Below are 23,491 nucleotides of genomic sequence, written 5' to 3' on the forward strand. Positions count from 1 at the left end.
CCCACACCCGCCAACCCCCCGTGAGGTGATCCCCCATGTCCATGACCGTAGCCGACCAATTCGCCGCCACGCTGGCCGCCGCCGGTGTCAAACGCATCTATGGGGTCGTGGGCGACAGCCTGAACGGCCTGACCGACGCCCTGCGCCGGCGGGGCGACATCACCTGGATCCCCGTGCGGCATGAGGAGGTGGCGGCCTTCGCCGCCAGCGCCGACGCCCACCTGACGGGCACCATCGCCGTCTGCGCCGGCAGCTGCGGGCCGGGCAACCTGCACCTGATCAACGGGTTGTTCGACTGCCACCGGTCCCGCGTGCCCGTGCTGGCCATCGCCGCGCACATCCCCTCGCCCGAGATCGGATCCGGCTATTTCCAGGAAACCCATCCCCAGGACCTGTTCCGGGAATGCAGCCATTATTGCGAGCTGGTGTCCGACCCGGCGCAGATGCCGCGCAGCCTGGAGATCGCGCTGCGCACCGCCATCGGCGAGCGGGGCGTTTCCGTCGTCGTCATCCCCGGCGACATCGCCTTGAAGGAGGCCGTGACGGAGGTGCGGCCCAAGCCCGCCGGCCTGGTGCCCAAGCCGCCCCTGGTCGTGCCGGCGGACGCGGAGCTGGACGCCCTGGCCGACCTGCTGAACCGCAGCGGCCGCGTCACCCTGCTGTGCGGCTCGGGCTGCGCCGGCGCCCATGACGCCGTGGTGGCGCTGGCGGAAGCGCTGAAGGCCCCCATCGTCCACGCCCTGAAAGGCAAGGAGCATGTGGAGTACGACAATCCCTATGACGTGGGCATGACCGGCCTGATCGGCTTTTCCTCCGGCTATTACGCTATGCTGGACACCGACATGCTGCTGATGCTGGGCACGGACTTCCCCTATCGCCAGTTCTATCCGAAGGGGACGGGCGTCGCGGTGGCGCAGGTCGACATCCGCCCTGGCCAGCTGGGCCGCCGCGCCTCGCTGGATCTGGGCGTGGTGGGTGACGTCGGCGCCACCGTGCGCGCCCTGCTGCCCCGCCTGGCGCCCAGGACGGACAGCGCCCACCTGGACAAGGCGCTGCGCCATTACCGCCGCACCCGGGCGGACCTGGACGCCCTGGCCACCGCCGACGCCGGCCGCGGCGTCATCCACCCGCAACAGGTGGCCAAGGCCGTCAGCGACCTGGCGGCCGGGGACGCCGTCTTCACCTTCGACGTCGGCCTGCCCACGGTATGGGCCGCGCGCTACCTGGCCATGAACGGCCGGCGGCGCCTGATCGGTTCCCTCTGGCATGGGTCCATGGCCAACGCCATGCCCATGGCCCTGGGCGCCCAGGCGGCCTTCCCCGGCCGGCAGGTGGTGTCCCTGTCGGGTGACGGCGGCTTCACCATGCTGATGGGCGATTTGCTGACCTTCAGGCAGCAGGGGCTACCGGCCAAGATCATCGTCTTCAACAACGGCGCCCTGGGCTTCATCGAGGTGGAGCAGAAGTCCACCGGCTTCCTGCCCTTCGGCACCAGCCTGGACAACCCCAACTTCGCCGCGCTGGCGGAAGCGGTGGGCATCAAGGGCATCCGTCTTGAACGCCCCTATGAGGTGGAACCCGGCCTGCGCGAGGCCTTCGCCCATGACGGCCCCGTTCTGGTGGACGCCGTGGTGGCGCGCACCGAGCTGCCCATCCCGCCGGCCATCAACGCCGAAATGGCCAAGGGCTTCACCCTGTACATGCTGAAGGCGGTGATGAGCGGCCGGGGCGACGAGCTGGTGGACCTGGCCAAGACCAACCTGTGGCGGTAAGGCCTTTGCCCGCCCTCCCCCGGGCGTCTACAGTGCGCCCCGGGGGGATCGGGGAATGGATCGGAACGAGAGGCGCCCGCCAGTGGCCATCGTGGGCGCCGGACCGGTGGGCTTGGCGGTCGCCATCGACCTGGCGCTGCGGGGCGTGGCGACCGTGGTGCTGGACGACAATGACCGGCTGCCCGCGGGCTCCCGCGCCATCTGCTGGGCCAAGCGCACGCTGGAGATTTTCGACCGGCTGGGCGTCGCCGGGCCCATGGTGGACCGGGGCGTCACCTGGAAGGTGGGGCGCCTGTTCCATGGGGCCCGCCAGGTCTGCGCCTTCGACCTGTTGCCCGAGGCCGGTCACCGCATGCCGGCCTTCATCAACCTGCCCCAGCATGAGGTGGAACGCCTGCTGGTGGCGCGCTGCGCCGACTTCCCCGGGCTGATCGACCTGCGCTGGTGCCACCGGGTAGTAGGCGTCACGCCGGAGGACGCGGGCGTGGCCGCGCGGGTGGAGGCGCCCGACGGCGCCTATGACCTGGTGGCGGACTATTTGATTGCCTGCGACGGCGCCAGGTCGCCGGTGCGCGGCCTGCTGGGCCTGGCCTTCGCCGGCCAGGCCTTCGAGGAACGCTTCCTCATCGCCGATGTGGAGATGAAGGCCGACTTCCCGGCGGAGCGCTGGTTCTGGTTCGAGCCACCCTTCCACGGCGGCCAGTCCGCCCTGCTGCACAAGCAGCCCGACGACATCTACCGCATCGACCTGCAACTGGGCCCCGATGCCGATCCGGCGGAGGAAATGCGGCCGGAGCGCATCATCCCCCGCGTCCGCGCCATGGTCGGTGACCGTCCCTTCCGCCTGGTCTGGACCTCCGTCTACACCTTCCAATGCCGGCGGTTGGCGCGCTTCAGGCACGGCCGGGTAATCTTCGCCGGCGACAGCGCCCATGTCGTCTCCCCCTTCGGCGCCCGGGGCGGCAACGGCGGCATCCAGGACGCGGACAACCTGGCCTGGAAGCTGGCCCTGGTGGTCCAGGGCCGGGCGCCGGCCGCCCTGCTGGACAGTTACGATGAGGAGCGCGGCCGGGGCGCGGACGAGAACATCCTGAACTCCGCCCGCGCCACCACCTTCATGACGCCCAAGAGCGCCATGGAACACCTGTTCCGCCAGGCGGTGCTGGACCTGGCGGTCGACCACGCCTTCGCCCGCCGCCTGGTCAATTCCGGCCGCCTGTCCCTGCCCTGTTCCCTGGCCGGCCTGTCGCCGCAAACCCCAGCCGAGCCCGGCGCCCCCGGCCTGGTGGCCCCCGGCACACCCTGCCCCGACGCGCCGCTGGATGATGGTTTCCTGCTGGACCATCTGGGGCAGGGGTTCACCCTGCTGGCGGTGGGCGACACCGTGGTCCCGGCGGAAACGGGCCTGCCCCTGCTGCGCCTGCCAGCCGGCGGTGTGGTCGCCCAGCGCTACGGCGCCGGCGCCCTTTATCTCATCCGCCCCGACCAGCATGTCGCCGCCCGCTTCCCCGCCGGGGCCGACGCCGCCGCCATCCGCCGCGCCCATCGGCGCGCCCTGGGAGAAACCGCCTATGACTGACATCGATCCCTTGGCCGAGGACAGCCTGGCCCAAGACCGTCTAGGAGGCCGGGGGGATGACATCTACGCCTCCCTTCTAGCCGCGCACGAGGGCCTGGCGTTCGAGGCCAGCGCCGCCCTGAACGCCCGCCTGGTCCTGCTGCTGGTCAACGCCGTGGGTGACGTATCCCTGGTGCTGGCCGCCATCGAGCGGGCCCGTACGACGGGGCCCCACCAAGGTTGCCCCCACCAAGGTTGAATGCCACCCGCCGGCCGGCTGTGGCACCTTGACCCTGGCCCGGGACCTTGCCCGGCGCGAGGAGGCATGGATGCACGACCGTCATGATCCCGAAGACACCGCCGACACGGACACGGCCAAAGCCGGCTTCGTCCGGGTGCGGGGCGCGCGGGAGCATAATCTGAAGAATGTCGATGTGGACATTCCGCGCGATGCCCTGGTGGTGTTCACCGGCGTCTCCGGCTCCGGCAAATCCTCCCTGGCCTTCAGCACCCTCTATGCCGAGGCGCAGCGCCGTTACCTGGAATCGGTATCGCCCTACGCCCGCCGGCTGTTCCACCAGATGAGCGTGCCGGACGTGGACACCATCGAGGGGTTGCCACCGGCCGTGGCCCTGCAGCAGCAGCGCGGGTCGCCCACCGCGCGCTCCTCCGTTGGCAGCGTCACCACCCTGTCCAACCTCTTGCGTATGCTGTACTCCCGCGCCGGCGACTATCCGCCGGGCCAGCCCCTGCTGGAGGCGGAGGCCTTTTCCGCCAATACGCCGGAGGGGGCGTGCCCCACCTGCCATGGCCTGGGCCGGGTGCATGAGGTGACGGAGGCCAGCATGGTGCCCGACCCGTCGCTGACCATACGCGAACGGGCGGTGGCGGCCTGGCCCACCGCCTGGGGTGGGCAGAACCTGCGCGACATCCTGATCACACTGGGCATCGACGTCGATACGCCCTGGCGCGACTTGCCCCGCGAGACGCGCGACTGGATCCTGTTCACCGAGGAACAGCCCGAGGTGCCGGTCTATCCCGGCTTCAGCGTGGCGGAGGTGCGTGAGGCCATCCGGCGCAAGCTGCCGCCCAACTACATGGGCACCTTCTCCAGCGCGCGCCGCCACGTCATGCACAGCTTCGCCACCACGCACAGCGCCATGATGAAAAAGCGCGCGGCCAGCTTCATGGTCAGCAGCCCCTGCCCCACCTGCGCCGGCCGCCGCCTGCGGCCGGAATCGCTGTCGGTGACCTTCGAAGGCCTGGACATCGCGGCCATGGGCCAACTGCCGCTGAAGCGCATAGCGTCCCTGTTCGCCGCCTATGCCGACGATGGGTCGGCGCGGCTGGCGCAATTGCGCCGGACGCGGCCGGAAACGGCCATCGTCATCGCCCGCATCGCCGCCGACCTCTGCCGGCGCCTGGCCGTGCTGCTGGATTTGGGCCTGGGCTACCTGACGCTGGAGCGCAGCACGCCCACCCTGTCGCCAGGGGAATTGCAGCGCCTGCGGCTGGCCACCCAGGTGGTCTCCAATCTGTTCGGCGTGGTCTATGTGATGGATGAGCCGTCGGCGGGCCTGCACCCGGCCGACACCCGGGCGCTGCTGCGGGCGCTGGACGGGCTGAAGGCCGTGGGCAATTCCCTGTTCGTGGTCGAGCATGACCTGGACGTGGTGCGCCACGCCGACTGGATCGTCGATGTCGGCCCCGCCGCTGGCGAGGGTGGCGGGCGCATCCTGTACAGCGGGCCGCCCAAGGGGTTGCGCCGCGTGGCGGCCTCCGAGACCGCCCGCCACCTGTTCGCGGCGGAGGGGGGACGGCGGCGGACGCCGCGCGATCCGCAGGGCTGGCTGCGCCTGGTGGGTGTCACCCGCAACAACCTGACCAACCTGGACTGCGCCTTCCCGCTGGGCGTCATGACCACCGTCACCGGCATCTCCGGCTCCGGAAAATCCAGCTTGGTCAGCCAGGCGCTGGTCGATCTGGTGGGCAAGGCCCTGGGCGCGCCGGTAGCGGTGGAGGAGCCGCCGGCCGACGCCGAGGCCATGCTGGAACAGGAACCGATGGCCGAGACTGAAGGCCGCCTCGAGGGCGGGCCCAAGGACGCGCTGGGCGGCATCAAGCGCCTGATCCGGGTGGACCAGAAGCCCATCGGCCGCACGCCCCGGTCCAACCTGGCGACATACACCGGCCTGCTGGACCATGTGCGCACCCTGTTCGCAGAGACGCCGGAGGCCAAGCGGCGGCGTTACGACGCCGGCCGCTTCTCCTTCAACGTGGCCAAGGGGCGCTGTCCCCGCTGCGAGGGCGAGGGATTCGTCATGGTGGAACTGCTGTTCCTGCCCAGCGTCTACGCCCCCTGCCCAGTCTGCCATGGCACCCGCTACAACGCCCAGACGCTGGAGATCACCTATCGCGGCAAGACCATCGCCGACGTCCTGGGCCTGACGGTGGCGGCGGCATCCGACTTCTTCCATGACGTGCCGGCCATCCAACGGTCGCTGACCGTGCTGCGTGACGTGGGGCTGGATTACCTGCGGCTGGGGCAGCCGGCCACCGAGTTCTCCGGCGGGGAGGCGCAGCGCATCAAGCTGGCGACGGAACTGCAGCGGGCCCAGCGGGGCGGCGCCCTTTACGTGCTGGATGAGCCCACCACGGGCCTGCATCCCACGGATGTGGAGCGGCTGGTGGCCCAGCTGGATGCCCTGGTCGCGGCCGGCAACACCGTGGTGGTGGTGGACCACGACATGGGCGTGGCGGCGGCCAGCGACTGGGTGATCGACATTGGCCCCGGCGCCGGGGACGAGGGCGGGCGCGTGGTGGCGGCCGGGGTGCCGGCGGCGGTGGCGGCGTCGCCCGACAGCCGGACAGCACCCCACTTGCGGCCCTTCCTGCGCCTGGGTTAGGGAAGGCAAAGCCGCCCCGCCACCCAAGACCGGACGCCGATGACCCCCCTTCCCTGGATCGCGCCCTGGATCGCGTTGGCGCTGGCCACGGCCGCCGCCTGGACGGATCGTTTCCGTCTTTGGGCCCTGGGCTTCCTGGCCGTGGCTTACGCGGCGGCGGCCGTGGATGGACAGCTGGGCTGGCCGGCGGGCGGGGCTTTGGCCTTGCTGGGGCTCGCGGCGTGGGCGGTGGGTCCGGGGCGCCCGCCCCTGCTGCGGTCCCTGGGGCATGGCCTGTTCCTGGCGCTGGCCGTCGCCTTGTCCGCCCACCTATGGCCAGGCTTCCACAACCCGCGCGTCATGGGGCCGGCACGCATCACGCCGGATGCCGTGCCTTTCAGCCTGTACCTGAATCTGGACAAGCCACTGGCGGGGCTGTGGCTGTTGATGGTGGTGCCCACGATCCGCGACCTGCGGCCGCCGCGCGCCACGCTGACCGCGGCGGCGGCCGGCTGGCTCGGCGCCTCGGCCGCCTGCCTGGCGGCGGCCCTGGCGCTGGGAGCCGTCGCTTGGGCGCCCAAATACCCGGCCGGCGCCGGCCTCTGGCTGGTCGACAACCTGGCCTTCGTGACCGTGGCGGAGGAGGCGCTGTTCCGTGGCTACATCCAGGGCGGACTGACGCGCCTGCTGGAGCGCTGGCGCTGGGGACGGCCCTGGGGACAAACGGCCGCCCTGCTGGCGGCCTCGGCCCTGTTCGGGCTGGCCCACCTGGGCGGAGGCCCGCGCTGGGTGGTGCTGGGCACCATAGCCGGCGCCGGCTATGGCCTGGCCTACCGCCGGGGCGGGTTGCCGGCGGCCATCCTGGCCCACGTGGGCCTGAACGCCACCCACTTCTTCCTGTTCACCTACCCCATGCTGCAAGCGGCGGGATGACGCGGTCCGCCATGCGAGGTCACACGGTCGCCTGACGCCGATCAAAGCCTTGTTTAGCTGGAGCAAGCTGCGATCAGCCCTGATCACATCTTGCTCCCGGCCTGTTCCACTCCAGGCCCCATTATCCTGAGCCCCCCTCCTTGGAAATCACGGATCTGCCGAGAGCGGCCGGCTTCGCTCTGGCCGCGGCGAGGGGGGCGTGACCCGGGCGACACTCGGCCGGTTCTCATGCCGGGCTCGCGGCGACGCCTTCTTCGATCCTTGCGTCACCACGGCATCAAGCGTTCCGTCAAACCTGATCCGTGACGCCCTGGCGCGTGAACAGCATCGCCAGATAGTTGACCGCCTCGATCCACCGCGCGCTGGCGCCCGCGTTGGCCCGGGCCAGATGGGCTTCAAACCGGCCGGCCAAGTCAGGCTCACGCGCGCTGAACAGGGCCGGATAGTTCAGCCGTTCCCCTGCGGTGCGCGCCGGGGCCTGTTCCTGCCAAATCTCGTTGAGCACCTGGTCCTTGCGGGCCTCGTCGGCGTCAGACCATTCCGGATCCGGCACCAGTTCGCTCAGAATTCCCCAGCTTCTGAACATCTGAACCAATATGCTGGGGGAACTGCTCAGCGGCCACGCCGCCGCTTCCCACACGGAATATTGCAGTTTGCGCCGATCGCCCGGTGGGAACTTTTCTTCCGACAGGGCGACCAACTCGTTCCGGAGGCTGGCCCATTCGGCACGCGCCACCGCCTCCCCGGCCAAAAGCCTCTGGTGAAGTTTCGACAGACGACCAGTGATGTCCGACGGATCGATGTCATCCCGTGGCGGGACCATCATCATCATCAGGAAACCATACAATGGCGGGTTCAGATCCGCCCCCGGCTCGATGGCCGCCACCAAATCCCGCCACGCCGCGATCGCGGCCGCTTCACCGGCATAGGCCGGCATAACATCCAGCAACAGCACCAGGGACGGGGGCAGGCCGTAGACCTCTGAAAACTCCTCACAGTCAATGGACATCAGGCCCGTCAGGGACTTGGCATTCCGTTTGCCCGTGATATGCCCCTGGTCGATCAGTGCGTCGATGCCGTCGATCAGCCGCCGCTTCAAATCCGGACGGCCATGGAACGCGGAGGTGCCCACCGTCATAATTTCTGCTCGATGATGGCCGTGAGCTGGGTGCGCGAGAGGGTGCCGACCCGGCGATGGATCTCCTCGCCGCCCTTGAACAGGATCAGTACGGGCACGGTCTGCACGCCGAAGCGCGCGGCCACGTCCGGCTCCGCCTCGATATCAACTTTATAGACATCCATGGTGCCGTCAAAATCGGAGGCCACCTCGTCAAGTATCGGGGCCAGTGCGCGGCACGGCCCGCACCACGGTGCCCAGAAATCCACCAGGACGGGGCTTCCGGCCTCAAGAACTTTCGAATTGAATTCCACGGTATTCACATTAGTCGCTTTTTTCATTTTGATTCCTCCAGGTCACACACTGCCACTTACAACCATTTCATCGATCCGCAGGGTCGGCTGTCCCACGCTGACGCTTACCGTCTGGCCCGCTTTGCCGCAGGTCGCGATTCCCTCATCCAGCGCCCAGTCATGGCCGACGGCACGGATGTGGCGCAGCGCCTCATGCCCCACGCCCACCAGCGTCACCCCCTTCACCGGGGCGGTGATCTTGCCGTCCTCGATGAGATAGGCCTCGACGGCGGTGAAATTGAAACGGCCGCTGGTGATATCCACCTGACCACCCCCCATCCGGGGGGCGTAGATGCCGCGCGCCACCGACGCGACGATGTCGGTCGGGTCCTCCTGGCCGGCCAGCAGGAAGGTGTTCGTCATCCGCGGCATGGGGAGATGCGCATAGGACTGGCGCCGCGCGTTTCCCGTTGGCGTCATGTCCATAAGGCGGGCGTTCAGGCGGTCCTGCATCAGCCCGGTCAGCACGCCGTTCTCGATAAGGGCGGTCCTCTGCCCCGGCGCCCCTTCATCATCGACGCCCACGCTGCCCAGGCGGCCGGGCAGCGACCCGTCGTCCAGGACCGTCACCATTTCGGGCGCGATGCGTTCCCCCATGCGGCAGGCAAAGACGGAAAGGCCCTTGCGGTGATGGTCCCCCTCCAGGCCGTGGCCGACCGCTTCATGGAACAGGACGCCGGCATAGCCCGGCCCCAATACGACCGGCATCACCCCGCCCGGGGCCGGCCGCGCATCCAGGTTGACGGTGGCGACACGCACGGCCTGGGACACGACCGATGCCACCGCCTCATCCGTCAGGCCCTCCAGCCCGTACCGTCCACCAACGCCAGCACTTCCCTGGGCACGCGTCCCGGCACGCTCCAGCACGACATGGATGAACAGCCGCGTCACCGGGCGCGCGTCGGCAACCAGCTGCCCATCGGTATTGGCGATCAGCACCACGCGATGCGCGGACGACAGCGACGCGTTGACCTGGCGCACGGCGGGATGCGCCGCCCTGGCCTGCATGTCCACCTTCTCCAGCAGTTGGACCCAGGACAACAGGTTGGCGGATGCCAAGGGGTCCTTGCGGGAGTAGAGCCCATGGTCCGTCAACTGCGGAACGAGCGGCACCGAGGGGGCGGCCACCGCCCCGCCGCCCAGCCGGGTCAGAGCCTGCACCGTCCGGTGCGCGGATCTTATGGCCTCCGGGCGAAGGTCACTGGTATGCGCGAAGGAAACCTGATCGCCACGCACCGCGCGGGAGCCCAGCCCCTGGCCGATGGAAAAGCTGCCCGCCGAAACCTTGCCGTTGTCCAGCCGCCACTCGCGCGACTTGGTGCTTTCGAAGAACATGTCGGCGAAGTCGGCCCCCGCCGCCAACTGCTCCAGCGCGCGCGACAGCTCGACCTCATCCAACTGATTGGGATGGAGGATGAGACGCCGGGCCCAATCCATGTTTGGCGGATTGTTCATGCCCGTCCTCCGATATGCATCGCGTCAACCAGAATGGATCCCGTGCGAAAGGCGCCAAATCGCTCGACATCGTCGCCGACATGGGTGATTCCCCGCAGCATCGTGCGCATATCCCCGCTCAAGGTGATGCCGGCAACGGGAAACCCCGGGACGCCGTCCTCGACCCAATATCCCTCGACCGCCCGGTTCCAATGCCCCGTCGCCGGGTCGGTCCGTCCGCCGGTGATCGCGGTGACCAGCAGACCGGTGCCGAGGTGCCGCCGCATCGCCAAGCCATCGCCGCCGGGGCGCCGGCTGGAAAGCGTCAGGTTGTACGGGCCGCTGGCGTTGCCCGTGGTCCGCATCCCCAGGCGCCGGGCGTTCAGGCTGTTCAGGAAGTAGCCGCCGACCACCCCGGCATCGAGGATCGGGCGGCGGCTGCCGGCGACGCCTTCGGCGTCGTAGGCGCCGCTGGCCAGTCCCCAGGGCTCGAACGGATCCTCGATCAGGTCGATATGGTCCGCCGCCACCTGTTCCCCCAGCGCACCGGCCAGGAAGCTGGCACGCCGGTACTGGGCGGCACCCATCAGCGCGCCGACCAGATCCTCGATCAGCACCTGCGCGGTCCGCGGACTGAACAGGACCGGCCCGGTGCCGGATGGCACGGTGCGGGCGCCCAGTTGCCCAGTGGCCCCCCGCAGGGCCCATTCCGCCAACCACGCCGCCGGGCGAAGGTCGCTTCGCCGGCAGGCCATGGACTGCGCGTAGTCCCGGGCCATGGCGCCGTCCCGCGCAGCCAACGCCGAACACCAACGCGCCTGGGTGGAAGCCAGGGTCGCACGGCAAAAGCCGGACGAGGTGACCATCACCGACAAGGCCTCAGAGCAATTGAGCCCCACCTCCGACGTCCGCAATTCCGTCCCGGCCGGCATTTCGACGGCGTGCAACGCCCGCTCCATGCCCGACGCCTCCTCGGCCATCGCCGCGGCATCGTCGCCGGCCGGCTCGTACCGCAGGGGCTGCGGAACGTCATGGGCCAGGTCGGCGGCGTCCGCCAAGCCGTTGTCGGCGTCCGGCTGCGCCCATTGCATGATGCTGACCGCTTCCTGGACCAGGCGCTTGATGGCCTCGGCGTCCAAGGTGGTCGTTGATGCCGACCCAACCCGGCCGTCCTTGAAAACCGTCAGGTTGAGGGACCGATGGCCGCTGCGCACGGCCGTTTCCAGCCGCCCATCCCGCAAGCCAAGCTGAAGTCCCCCACCGGAGACGGCGCTGGCGCTGGCCTGCTTGCCGCCGGCGCATAGAGCCAGCTCGACGGCCTGCTGGCTGGCCGCGCGCAGGTCCGCCTCGCTGTCGCTGATGTAGGCGCTTATCATACGATTTCCTCTTTCGGGGCCAGCGCGGACTGGGTCGCCCCATCCACCGCCAACCTCAGGCAATGGGTATGGAACGGCTTCAGGCGCTCATCATGGACGACGCTGATCAGGGTGACGGACGGCAGCCGCTCAAGCAGGGTGGTGTAGAAGTGGAGCGCGTTCGCCGTGTCCAAAGCGCTGGTGGCCTCATCGAGGACCAAGCGGTCCGGCCGGTAGAGCAGGATGCGAACCAGAGCCAGCCTCTGCTGCTCCCCGGGGGAGAGCTGGTCGGCCCAGGGGCGGGATTCATGCAGCCGCTTGGCATGCTTTTCCAACCCGGCGATGCTGAGCAAAGAGGTGACCTGGCCGTCGTCGTATTGCTCCGGCGAGGCGGGAAAGCAGATGGCGTTCTTCAAGGTCCCGATGGGTAGATAAAGGCGCTGCGGCACGAACATCGTCAGGCCCTGGGACGGCACCCGGACCACCCCGGCGCCATCCGGCCACAAGCCGGCGATGGCCCTCATGGTGGAGCTCTTGCCAACGCCCGATGGCCCCACCACAACCCAGCGCTGCCCGGGCAGGATCGTCCAATCCCCGATGGTCAAGGATGCGTTGTGGTAGAAATCCAGCCGAAGATCCTGGGCGGAGATGGTGCCGCTATCTTCCCTTATAACTTCAATACCCGCGCCTCTTTTCAACTCCAGCGCCTGATCGAAAGCCCAGATACGGTTGACGTTGGCGATTTGCTGAGCGAATGACTGGAAGGCCTGTTGGAAGAACGAAAGGGATGAGGTCATGTGGCTGAAAGCATCCTTGGCGGCCATCACCCCGCCGAATGTCAGCGCACCGGCGAAATACTTGGGAATGGCCAAAAACAACGGCAACACCTGGCCGATGTTGCCAAACGCATGCTGGGTCGCGTTGATGCCCATCTGCGCCAGGATCAGCCGATGATAATTCTTCTTAATGTGATCGAATGCTTCCCGTAGGGACTGCTGTTCCGTCGACGCCGCATTCAGGAAGGCGATTTGCTCCGCGTTGCGACGAATATAGATCAAACCGAACCTGAAATCGGCCTCCAGCTGCTGCTGACGCATGGTGCGGAAAATCAGCGGTCGGCCAACCCAGATGACAGCCCCGGTGGACAGCGCCGTGTACAGCAGGGAATACCAGAGCATATCCCCGGGGATGGAGATGTGGTGGCCCGCGATGAAAAACCGTATCGGCTCCGCCGTATTCCAAAGCACATAGCCAAAGCTTATGCTGGACGTAATGCAGCCAAAAAACCCGATTACTATCGTCAATACGCTCGCAGTAAAGTCCTTTATATCTTCCGCTATTCGTTGATCTGGATTGTCAATCAATCCAGCCCTTTCCAAAGAGTAGAACCCGTTGCCCTCCAGCCATCGCGACACGTACTCCGTCGTCAGGAACGTCCGCCACCTCATGGCGAACATACCGTTGACGTACAGGGTGAAGACGATGGCCAGGGCCCAACAGCCATTGATCAGAAAGAATTTCAGCACCAATGGGAAAAACAAATCGACCTGTTTATTTTGAACGACATCATAAAAAATTATGCTGCCAGTCATTCGACATGACAGCGGTATAGATAACAATAGATTGACTTGCCAAAAGAAATGCAACGCCAGACCAAGCAAACACCCAGTCCGAGGACAGCCAGTACGATGTCAACAGCTTCAGAAAATGACGTAGCCGCACCCCTGTGCTGACGGTTGGGAGCCCGGCCTGTGGCCGGGCTCCCTGCACTGTATCGTTGGATATGCTCATTCAGGCGACACTCGATCTCAGCGAATTAGAAGAATTTGTAAGACAAGGTGGCGCGCCAGGTGCGCGGCTCCAGGATGGGGATGTAGCTGTCGGCAACGGAGACGCCGTAATTGCGGCGGTCGAAGAGGTTCTTGACGCCCACATTGAGCTGCCAGGACTTGTAGGCGCCAATGACATTGACATCGAATTGATTGACGCTCGGAACCTGCTCCGTCCCCTTTGTATTGACGTAAGAGCTGGAATTTCCGTAAAGACCGCCCGAAGCGGTCACCGTCATATCTTCATCGACATGGTAGGCATAGGATGTGTACAGGCTGTACTTCACACGCGGCTGACCGGCCACATAAGCGCCCAACTTGGCGTTCAACTGATCAAACTTGCTGTAGGTGAAGGTGGAAACGACCGTCCAGCCGGGCAGGATGGTGCCCCGCAAATCGAGGTCGACGCCTTTGCTTTCCTGGCCAGGAGCGGCGAGGTAAAAGCCAGGGTGGGCCGGGTCGGAAATCACCACGTTGCTTTGCTGAAGCCGGAACACCGACGCCACCAACTCCAGCCTTTGATTCAGCATGGACAGCTTCACGCCGCCTTCAAGATTCTTGGTATCCATGTCAGGCAGACGATTTTTTTGATAATCCAAAGAAAAATTTGGATTGAAGCCAAGCGCATAGTTACCGAACAACGACAAATTGTCGGTGATCTCATACACCGCGCCGTAACTGGGCACCGCCGACGTGGCAGACGTTTGGCTGGTCGATGGGCGCGGCCCATAAATATGGCTGGTAGTATCGTACCAATTCTGCCGTACGCCGCCGATGAAGTGTACCGGCCCCCAGGTCATGATGTCCTGAAAGTAGAACGCCTTTTCGTTATACTTCAGGGTGTAGGACATCTCATCGATGGACGGGAGCGGTTTGACGACACCGGTCGTCAAGTCGAAGGGGAACATGCTGCCCTTCGACGAGTCCAGCGCATCATCATGCGTCTGAACATAGCTATAGCCGATATTGATATTGTGGTTGATGACAGAGGTGTCGAACTTCAGCCGGGCATAGTTATCCAGGGACCAGGTCCTGTTGCGCTGCTCCTGCGGGTTATTGGATACCAGCAGGTTCGTGGGCGACAACACGACGAAAGGCGCGTAGAACCCGAAACTGAGATCCTGGTTCTGATACTGCCCGCGGCTGACGAGCGTGAGCCAGTCGGTGGCCTTGTGCTCAACCGAATAGCCGACCTCCTTGTCATTCACGTCGAAGCCGGCGTCGGCGGGGCCGATGGGCTGGCTTCTCACCGGGACGATTTGCCCCTTGTACATATAGGTGTAGGGATTGACGCCGGTGGACTGGTCGTAGATCTGGGCGCTCAGGATCGCGTCGGTCTTCTCATCCTTGAACCGCAGGCTGGGGGCGATGAGGTAATTCTGGTCCCCCCGGTAATTCTGCCAATTGTGATCGGCATCGGCACCGGACAGGATCAGACGGCCACTGAGTCTATCGTCGTCGCTCAGCGCGTCGGAGGCGTCGATCGTTCCCTTGCGCCCCTGATAGCTGCCATATTCCAGCGAGGCGTTCAGCAAGGGATCCGCCGTCGGCTTCTTGGTCACCAGGTTGATGGTGCCGCCAAGGCTGGAGGAGCCGTTCAACAGGGCGTCCGGCCCCTTCAACACCTCGATGCGCTCCAACCCCGCCACCGGCTGCGATGCCCCCGCGATGGAGCTGCTTCCCACGGAGGAGGCAAGACCGTTCGTCAGGCCGGTGGACGCAAAACCACGGACGCTATAGGTGTTGCCGCCCTGGACGGTGGCCAGGTTGGGGATGACGCCACCGGCATCCCGAAGCGCATCCTCCACGTTCTGCGCCTGCTGGTCTTCCATCAGCTTGCTGGAAATGACCGTCGTATTGCGCGCCTGCTCACGCAGGGAGGCGCCGCTGCGGCTGGAGGTTGAGGCGTCACGGACCAGCAGGCTGGTCTCGGCCTCATCGCGGTGCGCCATGACCACGATATAGCTGATGATGGTGGGAATGCCTTTGACATCGATAAGCACCAGCCGCGTCCCCGCGATGGCGGCCTCGATGGCGCTGTCGGCGCTCTTTCCACCGGTCACGGCGACGGACGTCAAGCCGCGCACCGCGTCCGGGTCGTAGTCGACCTTCTGGCCCGACTGCCGGCCGATTTCATCCAGCGCCCGCTCCATCGGCATGGACGGCACGTTGATCTGCATATCCCCCGCAATTGCCGGCGCCGCCGCGACAAAGGCCGCAACGGCCGAGACACCGGCCAACAAGTCCCAGCCCTTCATTCCCCTGCTCCTGTTCCGCCAGCCGCCATCGTTGCCGGAATCTTCAAATGATTCCAGACTACAATGTTATGCAGGCTGACTATTATTATCTCGTGTCACCAAATCCTTAAGGAATGGTGCACACTCGCCCGAATTTTGTTTTTCAGTATTTGGCCATTCACCTCTGTATCAGAGGCGATTGGCGGCTTCTTCGCGAGAAGCTAAGAGTTAAATTGGGAGAATAATGCCTACCTGGCAAATCAGTTCTGCCAATGCCCGCATCATTTCAATTTATGAAGGGGAAAGCGCGACGCCTCGTCATGCAGGATGGACACCAGCCAGCGCATAAGCGGTTCCTGGTCGCGATGGGGATGCCATTGCGCCATGATGGACGTGTATTCGCTCGGGAATGGGGTTGCGAGAACCTTCAATGGCAATATACTGGCAAAGAATTGTGCAAACCGGGAGACGGTTGTGACAATCAAATCGGTTCCTATAACAATATTAGGCAGCATCGCATAGCGCGCAGTCCGGACCGCCACGTGACGGCGATCCAGAATATCCAGCGTTTCGGCATTTACATTTACTAATATTTCCATCGACTGGAACATCGCCGCATGGCGGCCCATTAAATACGTCTCCAGTTCCATTTCATGATCAACTACCGGATGATCGTTCCAAACCATGCAGGAGAGCTGTTCGTAGAACAGATGAATCTTCGATAGGCTGTTTGATTGAAAATTTTCCGAGACGATCACCAAATCGATATCTTTTTCCAGCAATACTTCCGCATTCGCATACTGGAAGGGGGCGATGTGGATATCAACGCCCGGCGCCTCCTTCTGAAGGCGCCGAATGACGAGGGGCAGGAAGGTGATCTCCACCATGTCCGGCGCCGCTATGCGGATGGTCCTCCGGTCCGTCGCCGGATCGAAGCTCAGGGTCGTGCCGAAAACGTCCGCCGCTTCCCGCAACAAATGGCGCACGCGGGGACGAAGGGCCTCCGCCAATGCCGTCATTTGCCTTTGGCCGTTACTGTATACGACAAGCTCATCACTAAAGTGCTCCCGCAATTTTTTGAGAGCGAGACTCATCGCAGGCTGACTAATATGCATGCGGGTCGCGGCCTCCGTTATGGAGGCTGTGTTTAGAATGGCGTCGAGGGCGTAAAATTGGTTTAAATTACTTCTCTTGAGAAAATCCAGCCCGCCATTAACCATAACAGCCCTCACGAAAATTTCGACCACCAGCTTCACTCCTCACCACAAACGCTGGCAAGGGGAAAAAATGTCGCCACGATCACTCAGGTCATGCGTTGAATATCTGGTGGTATGAACATCGCCATTGGCGTATTCGCGCTTCAATACACCCAAATGACCCGTTGGCCCTGACATCAATTGGTGAAACCCTCGCGGTGAACTGCCTTTACACCTATACACGGTGGCAGCCGAACCGACGGGAATGCGGAAGTGGGTATAGTCTTTGTGTTCCAGTTCAGGGGGCATGCGGCCATCAACGCCAATATAGAGAGGCCGGAAGGCGCCGACGTTTCCCGCCTTTTTATGTCTTTGCATGGGCATCCTCAGCCGCCGTGGCACGCGCCAACTAGCCGCCGCCACCGCCTCGACCAAGCCAAAATTTATAGCTACAGGCCGAGGACTTCCAAATAGATACGTCCTTGTTGCCACGCATTTGCTGTAATTCTATCTAATAGAGGACGATTTCTCTATAATTGAAACTTATTATTTCATAACTTCGTCATTTCAATGGTCGCCATTTATATCCTTCAGCATACAGACAAGCCTGAAGGCCCAACATTAGCACTTTATTAATCCATAAGGTCTAATCCGAAAGGGATAACACCAACCAACTCCAACGGTACGAAATGAACCTTTTCTCTTCCATGAAGGTCGGTCGGAAGCTGGCCGCCGCCTTCGCGGTCATCGTCGCCGTGACGCTGATCGCCTCCGGCATCAATTACCGGGCGCTGTCCACCATCCACGAAACGACCGGGTGGGCGGACCACACCCATAAAGTGCTGGAGCGCCTCAGCAGCGCCATGGCCGCCATGGTGGACGGGGAAACAGGTTTACGCGGCTATCTTATCGGCGCCGACAGCAAATTCCTGGAGCCTTACCAGAAGGGCCAGGCAGCGTTTGAGGCGGCCTTCCTGGAAGTGAAATCCCTGACGGCGGACAATCCTGCGCAACAGGCGCGCCTTGATGATTTGCGCCGCTTTGAACAGACGTGGCGCCGGGACGTGGCAGAAAAGGAAATCAGCCTGATGGGCAAGCCAGAAACGGTGGAGCAAGCCCGCAAGCTGGAGGCCAGCGGCACCGGCAAGGCGTCCATGGACGGGATACGTGCGAAGGTCGCGGAAATGGACAAGGTGGAACGCGACCTGCTGGCGCAACGCGCCGTGCTTCAGGCCGACGCGCTCAGCACAGCCACGTCGGTGGCGCTGGTCAGCAGCGGTCTGTCCATCCTTCTCGCCGCCATTATGGCGTGGGGCCTTACTCGGGCTGTGGCCAGGCCCATCGTGGACATGACGGCGGCAATGCAGACCCTGGCCGGTGGCAACACCAGCGTGGAAATTCCCGCCCGTGATCGTCAGGACGAGATCGGCGGCATGGCCCAGGCCGTCGGCGTGTTCAAGGACAACATGATCGAGGCGGAGCGCCTGCGGTCGGAGCAGGAGGCGCTGAAGCGGCGCGCGGAGACGGAACGCCGTCAGGCGATGCTGGATTTGGCCAGCGCCTTCGAGAACCGCGTGGGCGGTGTCGTCAACGGCGTGACGTCGCAGGCCACGGAATTGCTGGCCACGGCCCAGACCCTGAGTTCCTCGTCCGACAACGTCGCCCGCCAGGCGGGAACGGTGGCGGCCGCCTCCATGCAGGCGACGCAGAATGTGCAGACGGTGGCGGCCGCCACGGAAGAGCTGTCCGCCTCCATCCAGGAGATCACGGCGCAGGTGTCACGCTCGACCCAGATGATTTCCAGTGCCGTTACTCAGGCCGACCGCACCAATGGCGAGGTGCAGGGCCTGATGCAGTCGGCCCAGCGCATCGGCGAGGTGGTGACGCTGATCAACGACATCGCCAGCCGCACCAACCTGCTGGCCCTGAACGCGACCATCGAGGCGGCGCGCGCCGGGGATGCCGGCAAGGGCTTCGCCATCGTCGCGTCCGAAGTGAAGTCGCTGGCCACCCAGACGGCGCAGGCGACGGACGAGATCCGTGCGCAGATCACCGGCATGCAGACGGCGACGGAAGCGTCGGCGAAGTCCATCCAGGGCATCGCCGATATCATCAATCAGGTGAATCAGGCCGCCACCACCATCGCCGCGGCGGTGGAGGAACAGGCCGCGACCACGAACGAGATCACGCGCAACGTCCAGCAGGCCGCTCAAGGCACCAACGACGTCTCTCAGACCATTGCGGAAGTCAGCGGCGCGGCCCAGGAAACCGGCGGCGCCGCGGGCGAGGTGCACTCGGCCGCCAACGACCTCAGCAAGAACGGCGAATTGCTGAAGCAGCAGGTCGACACCTTCCTGCGGGAGATCCGCGCCGCCTGAGGCGGCGGCCCCTTCCGTCTCCCTCTTTTTCTCCTGGCGAAGGCGCGCCCATGGCGGCGCGTCCAAGCCCCGGCTCAGTCCCAAGGACGGTGGAGTTTCCATGCGCCCGTATTCTTTGCCCCGTATCACCGGCTTGCTGGTGACCGCCGGCCTGTTCATACATGCCTCGGCGGGCGCCGCCGAACCCCCGGGCGCACCGGCCCTGGGCGACCGTCTCGCCAATGCGGGCCTGTCCCTGACGTTGGACTATACCGGCGAGGCTGCGGCCAATCCCAGCGGTGGCCTGCGGCAGGGTAGCGCCTATGCCGGCCAGCTTCATGCGGGCGCCGACGCCGATCTGGAGCAGGTCCTTGGCCTGGACGGCACCGTCCTTCATGTGGCGCTGACGCAAAGGCATGGCCGCAACCTGGCCGCCGACGCCATTGGCAACAACACGTCGGTGCAGGAGGTCTATGGCCTGCAGAATTTGCACCTGCTGACCCTGACCTTGGAAAAAAGGCTGCTCGACGGACGCGTCGACATGGAGGTGGGTCGGATGGTGGCCAACGCGGCCTTCCTGAACAATCCGCTCTATTGCCACTTCCAGACCAACGCCATTTGCGGCAACCCGGTTTTCGTCAACCACGTCAGCAACTACACCTCGGCGCCGGGCAGCAGTTGGGCGGGGCGGGTCAAGGCCGACCTGACCGATACCCTCTACGCCCATGTCGGCGCCTATGAGGCCAATCCCCGGGATCAATCACCCACCGGCCATGGGCTGCATTTCGGTACCGACGGCGCCACGGGCGTGGTCGTACCGTTCGAATTGGGCTACGCCCCCGGGGGCCGGGCGTCGGGCCTGCCTGGGCATTACCAGGTGGGCGGCTGGTACGACAGTTCGACCTACAGCGACCCCTTGAACGATGCGATGGGCCGCCCGTCCGTGCTGACGGGCCGGCCCGGCATGAACCAAGCAGGGCGCTGGGGCGCTTCCGGCCGCTTCGACCAGGTCGTCTGGCGCTCTCCGTCGAACCCGGCACGGGCGCTGTCCGTCTTCGGTGTGGCGATGGCCAGCGTGTCGGGGCGCGCGGTTGAGGATCGGTATTTCGCGCTGGGCGTGGTGCAGACCGGCCTGATCGAGGGCCGCGACCAGGACACCCTGGGCTTCGTGGTCACCGACCAGCGGTTCAGCGATTTGACATTGGCCCGGATCGCCGCGGCGCGCGCCAGCGTCGGCAGCACCGTGTCCGCCGCCCGGCATGAGGTGATGATGGAATTGGCCTACGGGATGCAGGTCACGTCCGGCGTCCGCGTTTCACCCAATCTGCAATACATCGTGAATCCTGATGTCACCGCCCGGCCGTTCACGCGCGACAATCCGGCGGATGCCTTCGTCGTGGGGCTGAAGTTCACGGTGGATATCGCCCATATCCTGCGCGGGGTCTCTTTATGATGGTCGTTGCGTAGGCGACCGGGGGTCGAGCGAACGGGTCGGTTCCATTCGGGGGGCTGGCCTTTTCGGCCGCGTAACCTATTTCCTCATTCACGCATCGCAAGAGCGTTCCATCCTTCGGTCAGGATCTGCGAGCGCAACCACGTGTTCCAATCCCTACGTACCCGCCTGGTGGCGCTACTCCTCATCGTTGCCTTCGCCGCCGTCGCCATCGGCGCCTTGATGACCGGCCTGTTCCAACGGTCGGCCGCGGCTCAAGTCGGGCAGATGGAAGCGGAAGCCGCGCGCGCCTGTGAGGCGCAGTCCGGCGCCTTTCGGTTCTACGTGAGCGGCTGGCACAGCCACGACCCATCCTCCAGCCTGTCAACAATTCGCGAGGGACTAGAGCCGGTGGTCCAGAGCGCATTGCATGACCGGCCTGGCATTGAGGGCGGGATATGGCAGGACGGTGAAGGATCATTGGCCTACGCCTATCCCAGCTATGAGGGCGCGGGCCCGAAGACCGACCTGCCGCGGGCGGAATTGACCCGCATCAAGGCGATCAACCAGGCAGCCTTGGGTGAGGGTCATACCGTCACCGCGCGCTACCGGGCGTCGACCGAGGTCCTGATCCTCGCCGCCTGTCCGTTGCCGGGCCCGCTGCCGGGACTGACGGCATGGACCATGACGCGGGTGCGGACCCTGGAGGGCCACGGCTACCAGCAACTCATGACCGGCCTTGGGCTGCTTCTCATCATCGTCCTGGCTGCCGGCGGGCTGCTGACGCAGCTGACCATGACCTGGTCGCGGCACATAACGCGCATTGAGACGACACTCGCCACGCACGATGTCAACGACCTTCCCGTCCTGCCCTCGACGGGGGAACGGGAACTGGACCGCATCGTGCGGGCCCTCAATGAGGCGGGGGAAAGGCTGGCGACGGCCCGGCGGCGGGCGGAAACCATGGCGCGGGAGGTGGCGACCAGCCAGCGTCTCGCCGCCATCGGGCGGGTCACGGCCGGGGTGGCGCATGAGATCCGCAACCCCATCGCCGCGATGAAACTGAAGGCGGAAAACGCCCTGGCCGGCGATGCCACCCGCAAGGAACAGGCATTGGGCGCTATCCTTGAGCAGATCGACCGGCTGGACGCCCTGCTTCACCGTCTTTTGAGCGTCACCGAACAGGACACGCCGGCCTATCAGCGGGTTCACCTGGCGGATTTCCTGGATCGCATTGTGCGGCGGCACGCCGACGTCGCCGCCACCCGGGGCGTCGCGGTGAAAAGCGAGGCCGCCGTGCAGCACGCCCGGTTCGATCCCGGCCAATTGGAGCGCGCATTGGACAACCTGATCCTGAACGCCCTGCAGGTGGCACCCCAGGACAGCACCGTCCATGTCCGCGCGCGCCTTGCCGAAGATCACCTGATCCTGGCGGTGGAGGACAGGGGGGCCGGGCCGCCGCCCCATCTGCGCGACGAGCTTTTCGAACCCTTCGTCACCGGCCGCGCCGACGGCACGGGCTTGGGCCTGTCCATCGTCCGCGAAATCGCGGCCGCCCATGATGGCGTCGCGCGCTTCCATCACACCAACGGCGCAACCACCTTTGAGATCGTCCTGCCATGGCAACCGTGCTGATTGTCGATGACGACGCGGCCTTGCGCGACGCGCTTGGCGAAGTGGTCGCGGACTGCGGCCACGCCCCCCGTTTCGCCCCTTCGGGGGAGATCGCGTTGACGATGCTCGCGAACGACACCGTCGATGCCATGATCCTGGACCTGCGCATGCCCGGCCTGGACGGGCTGGAGGTCCTGCGGCGCGTCCGCACCCGTTCCACATCATTGCCGGTCACCGTGCTGACGGCCCACGCCTCGGCGGCAAACACCATCGAGGCCATGCGCCTGGGCGCCTTCGATCATCTGACGAAGCCAGTGGGCCGCGCGGAACTGGTCCGGGTCGTGCGGGGCATGCTGGCCCTCAACGAGGGCTGGGCCGGCTCGAACGGAAAGCCGGCTGTCCAGCCGGAAGGCCTCATCGGCGTCTGCGAGGCGATGCGCGCGGTCCAAAAGACCATCGGCCTGTTGGCCGACAGCGATACCACGGTGCTGATCACGGGGGAGACGGGCACCGGCAAGGAAGTCGTGGCCCGCGCCATCCACGACCACGGGAACCGGGCCGCCGCGCCCTTCGTGGCGGTCAACTGCGCCGCCATTCCGTCGGAACTGATGGAAAGCGAGCTTTTCGGCCATGTGAAGGGCGCCTTCACCGGCGCCTCCACCGACAGGATGGGTGCGTTCCGCCAGGCCGCCGGCGGAACGCTGTTCCTGGATGAGATCGGGGACATGGATATGGCCTTGCAGGCGAAGATCCTGCGGGCCTTGCAAGAGCGCACCGTCACGCCGATTGGGGGCAAGCCCCTGTCGGTGGATGTGCGGGTCGTGGCCGCCACGCACCGCGACCTGCGCCAACGGGTCAGGGAGGGCGGTTTCAGGGAGGATCTGTTCTACCGGCTGCATGTCATCCCCATCCATCTGCCGCCCCTGCGGGAACGGCGGGCGGACATTTTGCCTTTGGCCGAGGCATTCCTGGCGCAAGCCGGAAACAAGGCCCTGGATGCAGACGCCGCGGCCCGGCTGGTGGCCCACAATTGGCCCGGCAATGTCCGGGAGTTGCGCAACGTGGTGGAGCGGGTGGCGGTCCTGGTACGCGGCCCCGTCGTCACCGCAGCCGACATCGATTTCCTGGGCCGGTCGGACCATCCGCGGCCCGCTGACGGGCCGGCGGACCCGCCGGATGATGACCTGGCCTCGGCCGTGGCCAAGCTCGAGACGGCGATGATCCGCCGCGCGCTGGACCGGTGTGCCGGGAATCGCACGGAGGCGGCCCGCCTGCTGGGCATCCATCGCCCGCTGCTGTACGCCAAAATGAAGCGCTATGGCATTGAGGTGTTCGAAGAGCAAACGGCCAGTGTCTCGAATCCGGACGCCGCCGAGGGCGCGTGATGTCCTCAAATAACTGAAATATATAGACTCTTCC

Annotated in this window: 16 protein-coding genes; 9 read left to right on the top strand and 7 right to left on the bottom strand. The window is 65.4% G+C overall.

Going from position 1 to position 23,491, the window contains the following annotated elements; all coding sequences use genetic code 11:
- The first annotated feature begins 35 nt into the window (after nt 1–35).
- The 5 genes from poxB to FBZ89_RS05025 all read left to right on the top strand — a co-directional run bounded on the left by poxB (nt 36) and on the right by FBZ89_RS05025 (nt 7,148).
- On the top strand, nt 36–1,772 hold the full coding sequence (gene poxB / locus FBZ89_RS05005; protein WP_145748900.1) for a ubiquinone-dependent pyruvate dehydrogenase: 1,737 nt from the start codon (nt 36–38) through the stop codon (nt 1,770–1,772).
- Between the two features lie 55 nt (nt 1,773–1,827).
- On the top strand, nt 1,828–3,351 hold the full coding sequence (locus FBZ89_RS05010) for an FAD-dependent oxidoreductase (protein WP_145748901.1): 1,524 nt from the start codon (nt 1,828–1,830) through the stop codon (nt 3,349–3,351).
- A complete protein-coding gene (locus tag FBZ89_RS05015; protein ID WP_145748902.1) occupies nt 3,344–3,589 on the top strand; it encodes a DUF2783 domain-containing protein in 246 nt (81 codons plus the stop codon). The genes FBZ89_RS05010 and FBZ89_RS05015 overlap by 8 nt, the downstream gene beginning before the upstream one ends.
- A 70-nt stretch (nt 3,590–3,659) precedes the next feature.
- Nucleotides 3,660–6,236, top strand: a complete 2,577-nt coding sequence (locus FBZ89_RS05020) for an excinuclease ABC subunit UvrA (RefSeq protein WP_145748903.1) — start codon at nt 3,660–3,662, stop codon at nt 6,234–6,236.
- Between the two features lie 39 nt (nt 6,237–6,275).
- Nucleotides 6,276–7,148: a CPBP family intramembrane glutamic endopeptidase gene (locus FBZ89_RS05025; RefSeq protein WP_145748904.1), complete on the top strand. Its 873-nt coding sequence runs from the start codon at nt 6,276–6,278 to the stop codon at nt 7,146–7,148.
- 289 nt (nt 7,149–7,437) lie between these two features.
- Here FBZ89_RS05025 and FBZ89_RS05030 read toward each other — a convergent pair whose 3' ends face one another.
- The 7 genes from FBZ89_RS05030 to FBZ89_RS05060 form a co-directional block, all read right to left on the bottom strand.
- The gene (locus FBZ89_RS05030) at nt 7,438–8,280 is read right to left on the bottom strand and encodes a hypothetical protein (RefSeq protein ID WP_145748905.1); all 843 of its coding nucleotides are present in this window, start codon (nt 8,278–8,280) and stop codon (nt 7,438–7,440) included.
- 2 nt (nt 8,281–8,282) lie between these two features.
- Nucleotides 8,283–8,606, bottom strand: coding sequence for a thioredoxin (trxA, locus tag FBZ89_RS05035; RefSeq protein WP_145748906.1), 324 nt, complete (start codon nt 8,604–8,606; stop codon nt 8,283–8,285).
- 15 nt (nt 8,607–8,621) lie between these two features.
- Complete coding sequence (gene tldD / locus FBZ89_RS05040; RefSeq protein ID WP_145748907.1) at nt 8,622–10,073, bottom strand: metalloprotease TldD; 1,452 nt, start codon at nt 10,071–10,073, stop codon at nt 8,622–8,624.
- Nucleotides 10,070–11,428, bottom strand: coding sequence for a TldD/PmbA family protein (locus FBZ89_RS05045; RefSeq protein WP_145748908.1), 1,359 nt, complete (start codon nt 11,426–11,428; stop codon nt 10,070–10,072). Before FBZ89_RS05045 ends, tldD begins: the two co-directional genes overlap by 4 nt.
- Complete coding sequence (locus FBZ89_RS05050; protein WP_145748909.1) at nt 11,425–12,999, bottom strand: ABC transporter ATP-binding protein/permease; 1,575 nt, start codon at nt 12,997–12,999, stop codon at nt 11,425–11,427. Before FBZ89_RS05050 ends, FBZ89_RS05045 begins: the two co-directional genes overlap by 4 nt.
- A gap of 224 nt (nt 13,000–13,223) precedes the next feature.
- Complete coding sequence (locus FBZ89_RS05055; protein WP_145748910.1) at nt 13,224–15,494, bottom strand: TonB-dependent siderophore receptor; 2,271 nt, start codon at nt 15,492–15,494, stop codon at nt 13,224–13,226.
- Nucleotides 15,495–15,754: 260 nt separating this feature from the next.
- Complete coding sequence (locus FBZ89_RS05060; protein WP_145748911.1) at nt 15,755–16,729, bottom strand: LysR family transcriptional regulator; 975 nt, start codon at nt 16,727–16,729, stop codon at nt 15,755–15,757.
- Between the two features lie 647 nt (nt 16,730–17,376).
- Here FBZ89_RS05060 and FBZ89_RS05065 point away from each other — a divergent pair.
- The 4 genes from FBZ89_RS05065 to FBZ89_RS05080 all read left to right on the top strand — a co-directional run bounded on the left by FBZ89_RS05065 (nt 17,377) and on the right by FBZ89_RS05080 (nt 23,457).
- Nucleotides 17,377–19,047, top strand: coding sequence for a methyl-accepting chemotaxis protein (locus tag FBZ89_RS05065; protein ID WP_145748912.1), 1,671 nt, complete (start codon nt 17,377–17,379; stop codon nt 19,045–19,047).
- Nucleotides 19,048–19,147: 100 nt separating this feature from the next.
- Nucleotides 19,148–20,479, top strand: coding sequence for a carbohydrate porin (locus FBZ89_RS05070; protein ID WP_145748913.1), 1,332 nt, complete (start codon nt 19,148–19,150; stop codon nt 20,477–20,479).
- Between the two features lie 144 nt (nt 20,480–20,623).
- Nucleotides 20,624–22,093, top strand: coding sequence for a sensor histidine kinase (locus FBZ89_RS05075; protein ID WP_145748914.1), 1,470 nt, complete (start codon nt 20,624–20,626; stop codon nt 22,091–22,093).
- Nucleotides 22,078–23,457, top strand: coding sequence for a sigma-54-dependent transcriptional regulator (locus FBZ89_RS05080; protein ID WP_145748915.1), 1,380 nt, complete (start codon nt 22,078–22,080; stop codon nt 23,455–23,457). The genes FBZ89_RS05075 and FBZ89_RS05080 overlap by 16 nt, the downstream gene beginning before the upstream one ends.
- Nucleotides 23,458–23,491: the final 34 nt, after the last annotated feature.

The organism is Nitrospirillum amazonense (assembly GCF_007828045.1).
GTDB classification, from domain to species: Bacteria; Pseudomonadota; Alphaproteobacteria; order Azospirillales; family Azospirillaceae; genus Nitrospirillum; species Nitrospirillum amazonense_C.

Coding starts and splice junctions, on each gene's coding strand:
- poxB (WP_145748900.1), top strand. CDS start 36: ATGTCCATGACCGTAGCCGACCAATTCGCCGCCACGCTGGCCGCCGCC.
- FBZ89_RS05010 (WP_145748901.1), top strand. CDS start 1,828: ATGGATCGGAACGAGAGGCGCCCGCCAGTGGCCATCGTGGGCGCCGGA.
- FBZ89_RS05015 (WP_145748902.1), top strand. CDS start 3,344: ATGACTGACATCGATCCCTTGGCCGAGGACAGCCTGGCCCAAGACCGT.
- FBZ89_RS05020 (WP_145748903.1), top strand. CDS start 3,660: ATGCACGACCGTCATGATCCCGAAGACACCGCCGACACGGACACGGCC.
- FBZ89_RS05025 (WP_145748904.1), top strand. CDS start 6,276: ATGACCCCCCTTCCCTGGATCGCGCCCTGGATCGCGTTGGCGCTGGCC.
- trxA (WP_145748906.1), bottom strand. CDS start 8,606: ATGAAAAAAGCGACTAATGTGAATACCGTGGAATTCAATTCGAAAGTT.
- tldD (WP_145748907.1), bottom strand. CDS start 10,073: ATGAACAATCCGCCAAACATGGATTGGGCCCGGCGTCTCATCCTCCAT.
- FBZ89_RS05045 (WP_145748908.1), bottom strand. CDS start 11,428: ATGATAAGCGCCTACATCAGCGACAGCGAGGCGGACCTGCGCGCGGCC.
- FBZ89_RS05050 (WP_145748909.1), bottom strand. CDS start 12,999: ATGACTGGCAGCATAATTTTTTATGATGTCGTTCAAAATAAACAGGTC.
- FBZ89_RS05055 (WP_145748910.1), bottom strand. CDS start 15,494: ATGAAGGGCTGGGACTTGTTGGCCGGTGTCTCGGCCGTTGCGGCCTTT.
- FBZ89_RS05065 (WP_145748912.1), top strand. CDS start 17,377: ATGAAGGTCGGTCGGAAGCTGGCCGCCGCCTTCGCGGTCATCGTCGCC.
- FBZ89_RS05070 (WP_145748913.1), top strand. CDS start 19,148: ATGCGCCCGTATTCTTTGCCCCGTATCACCGGCTTGCTGGTGACCGCC.
- FBZ89_RS05080 (WP_145748915.1), top strand. CDS start 22,078: ATGGCAACCGTGCTGATTGTCGATGACGACGCGGCCTTGCGCGACGCG.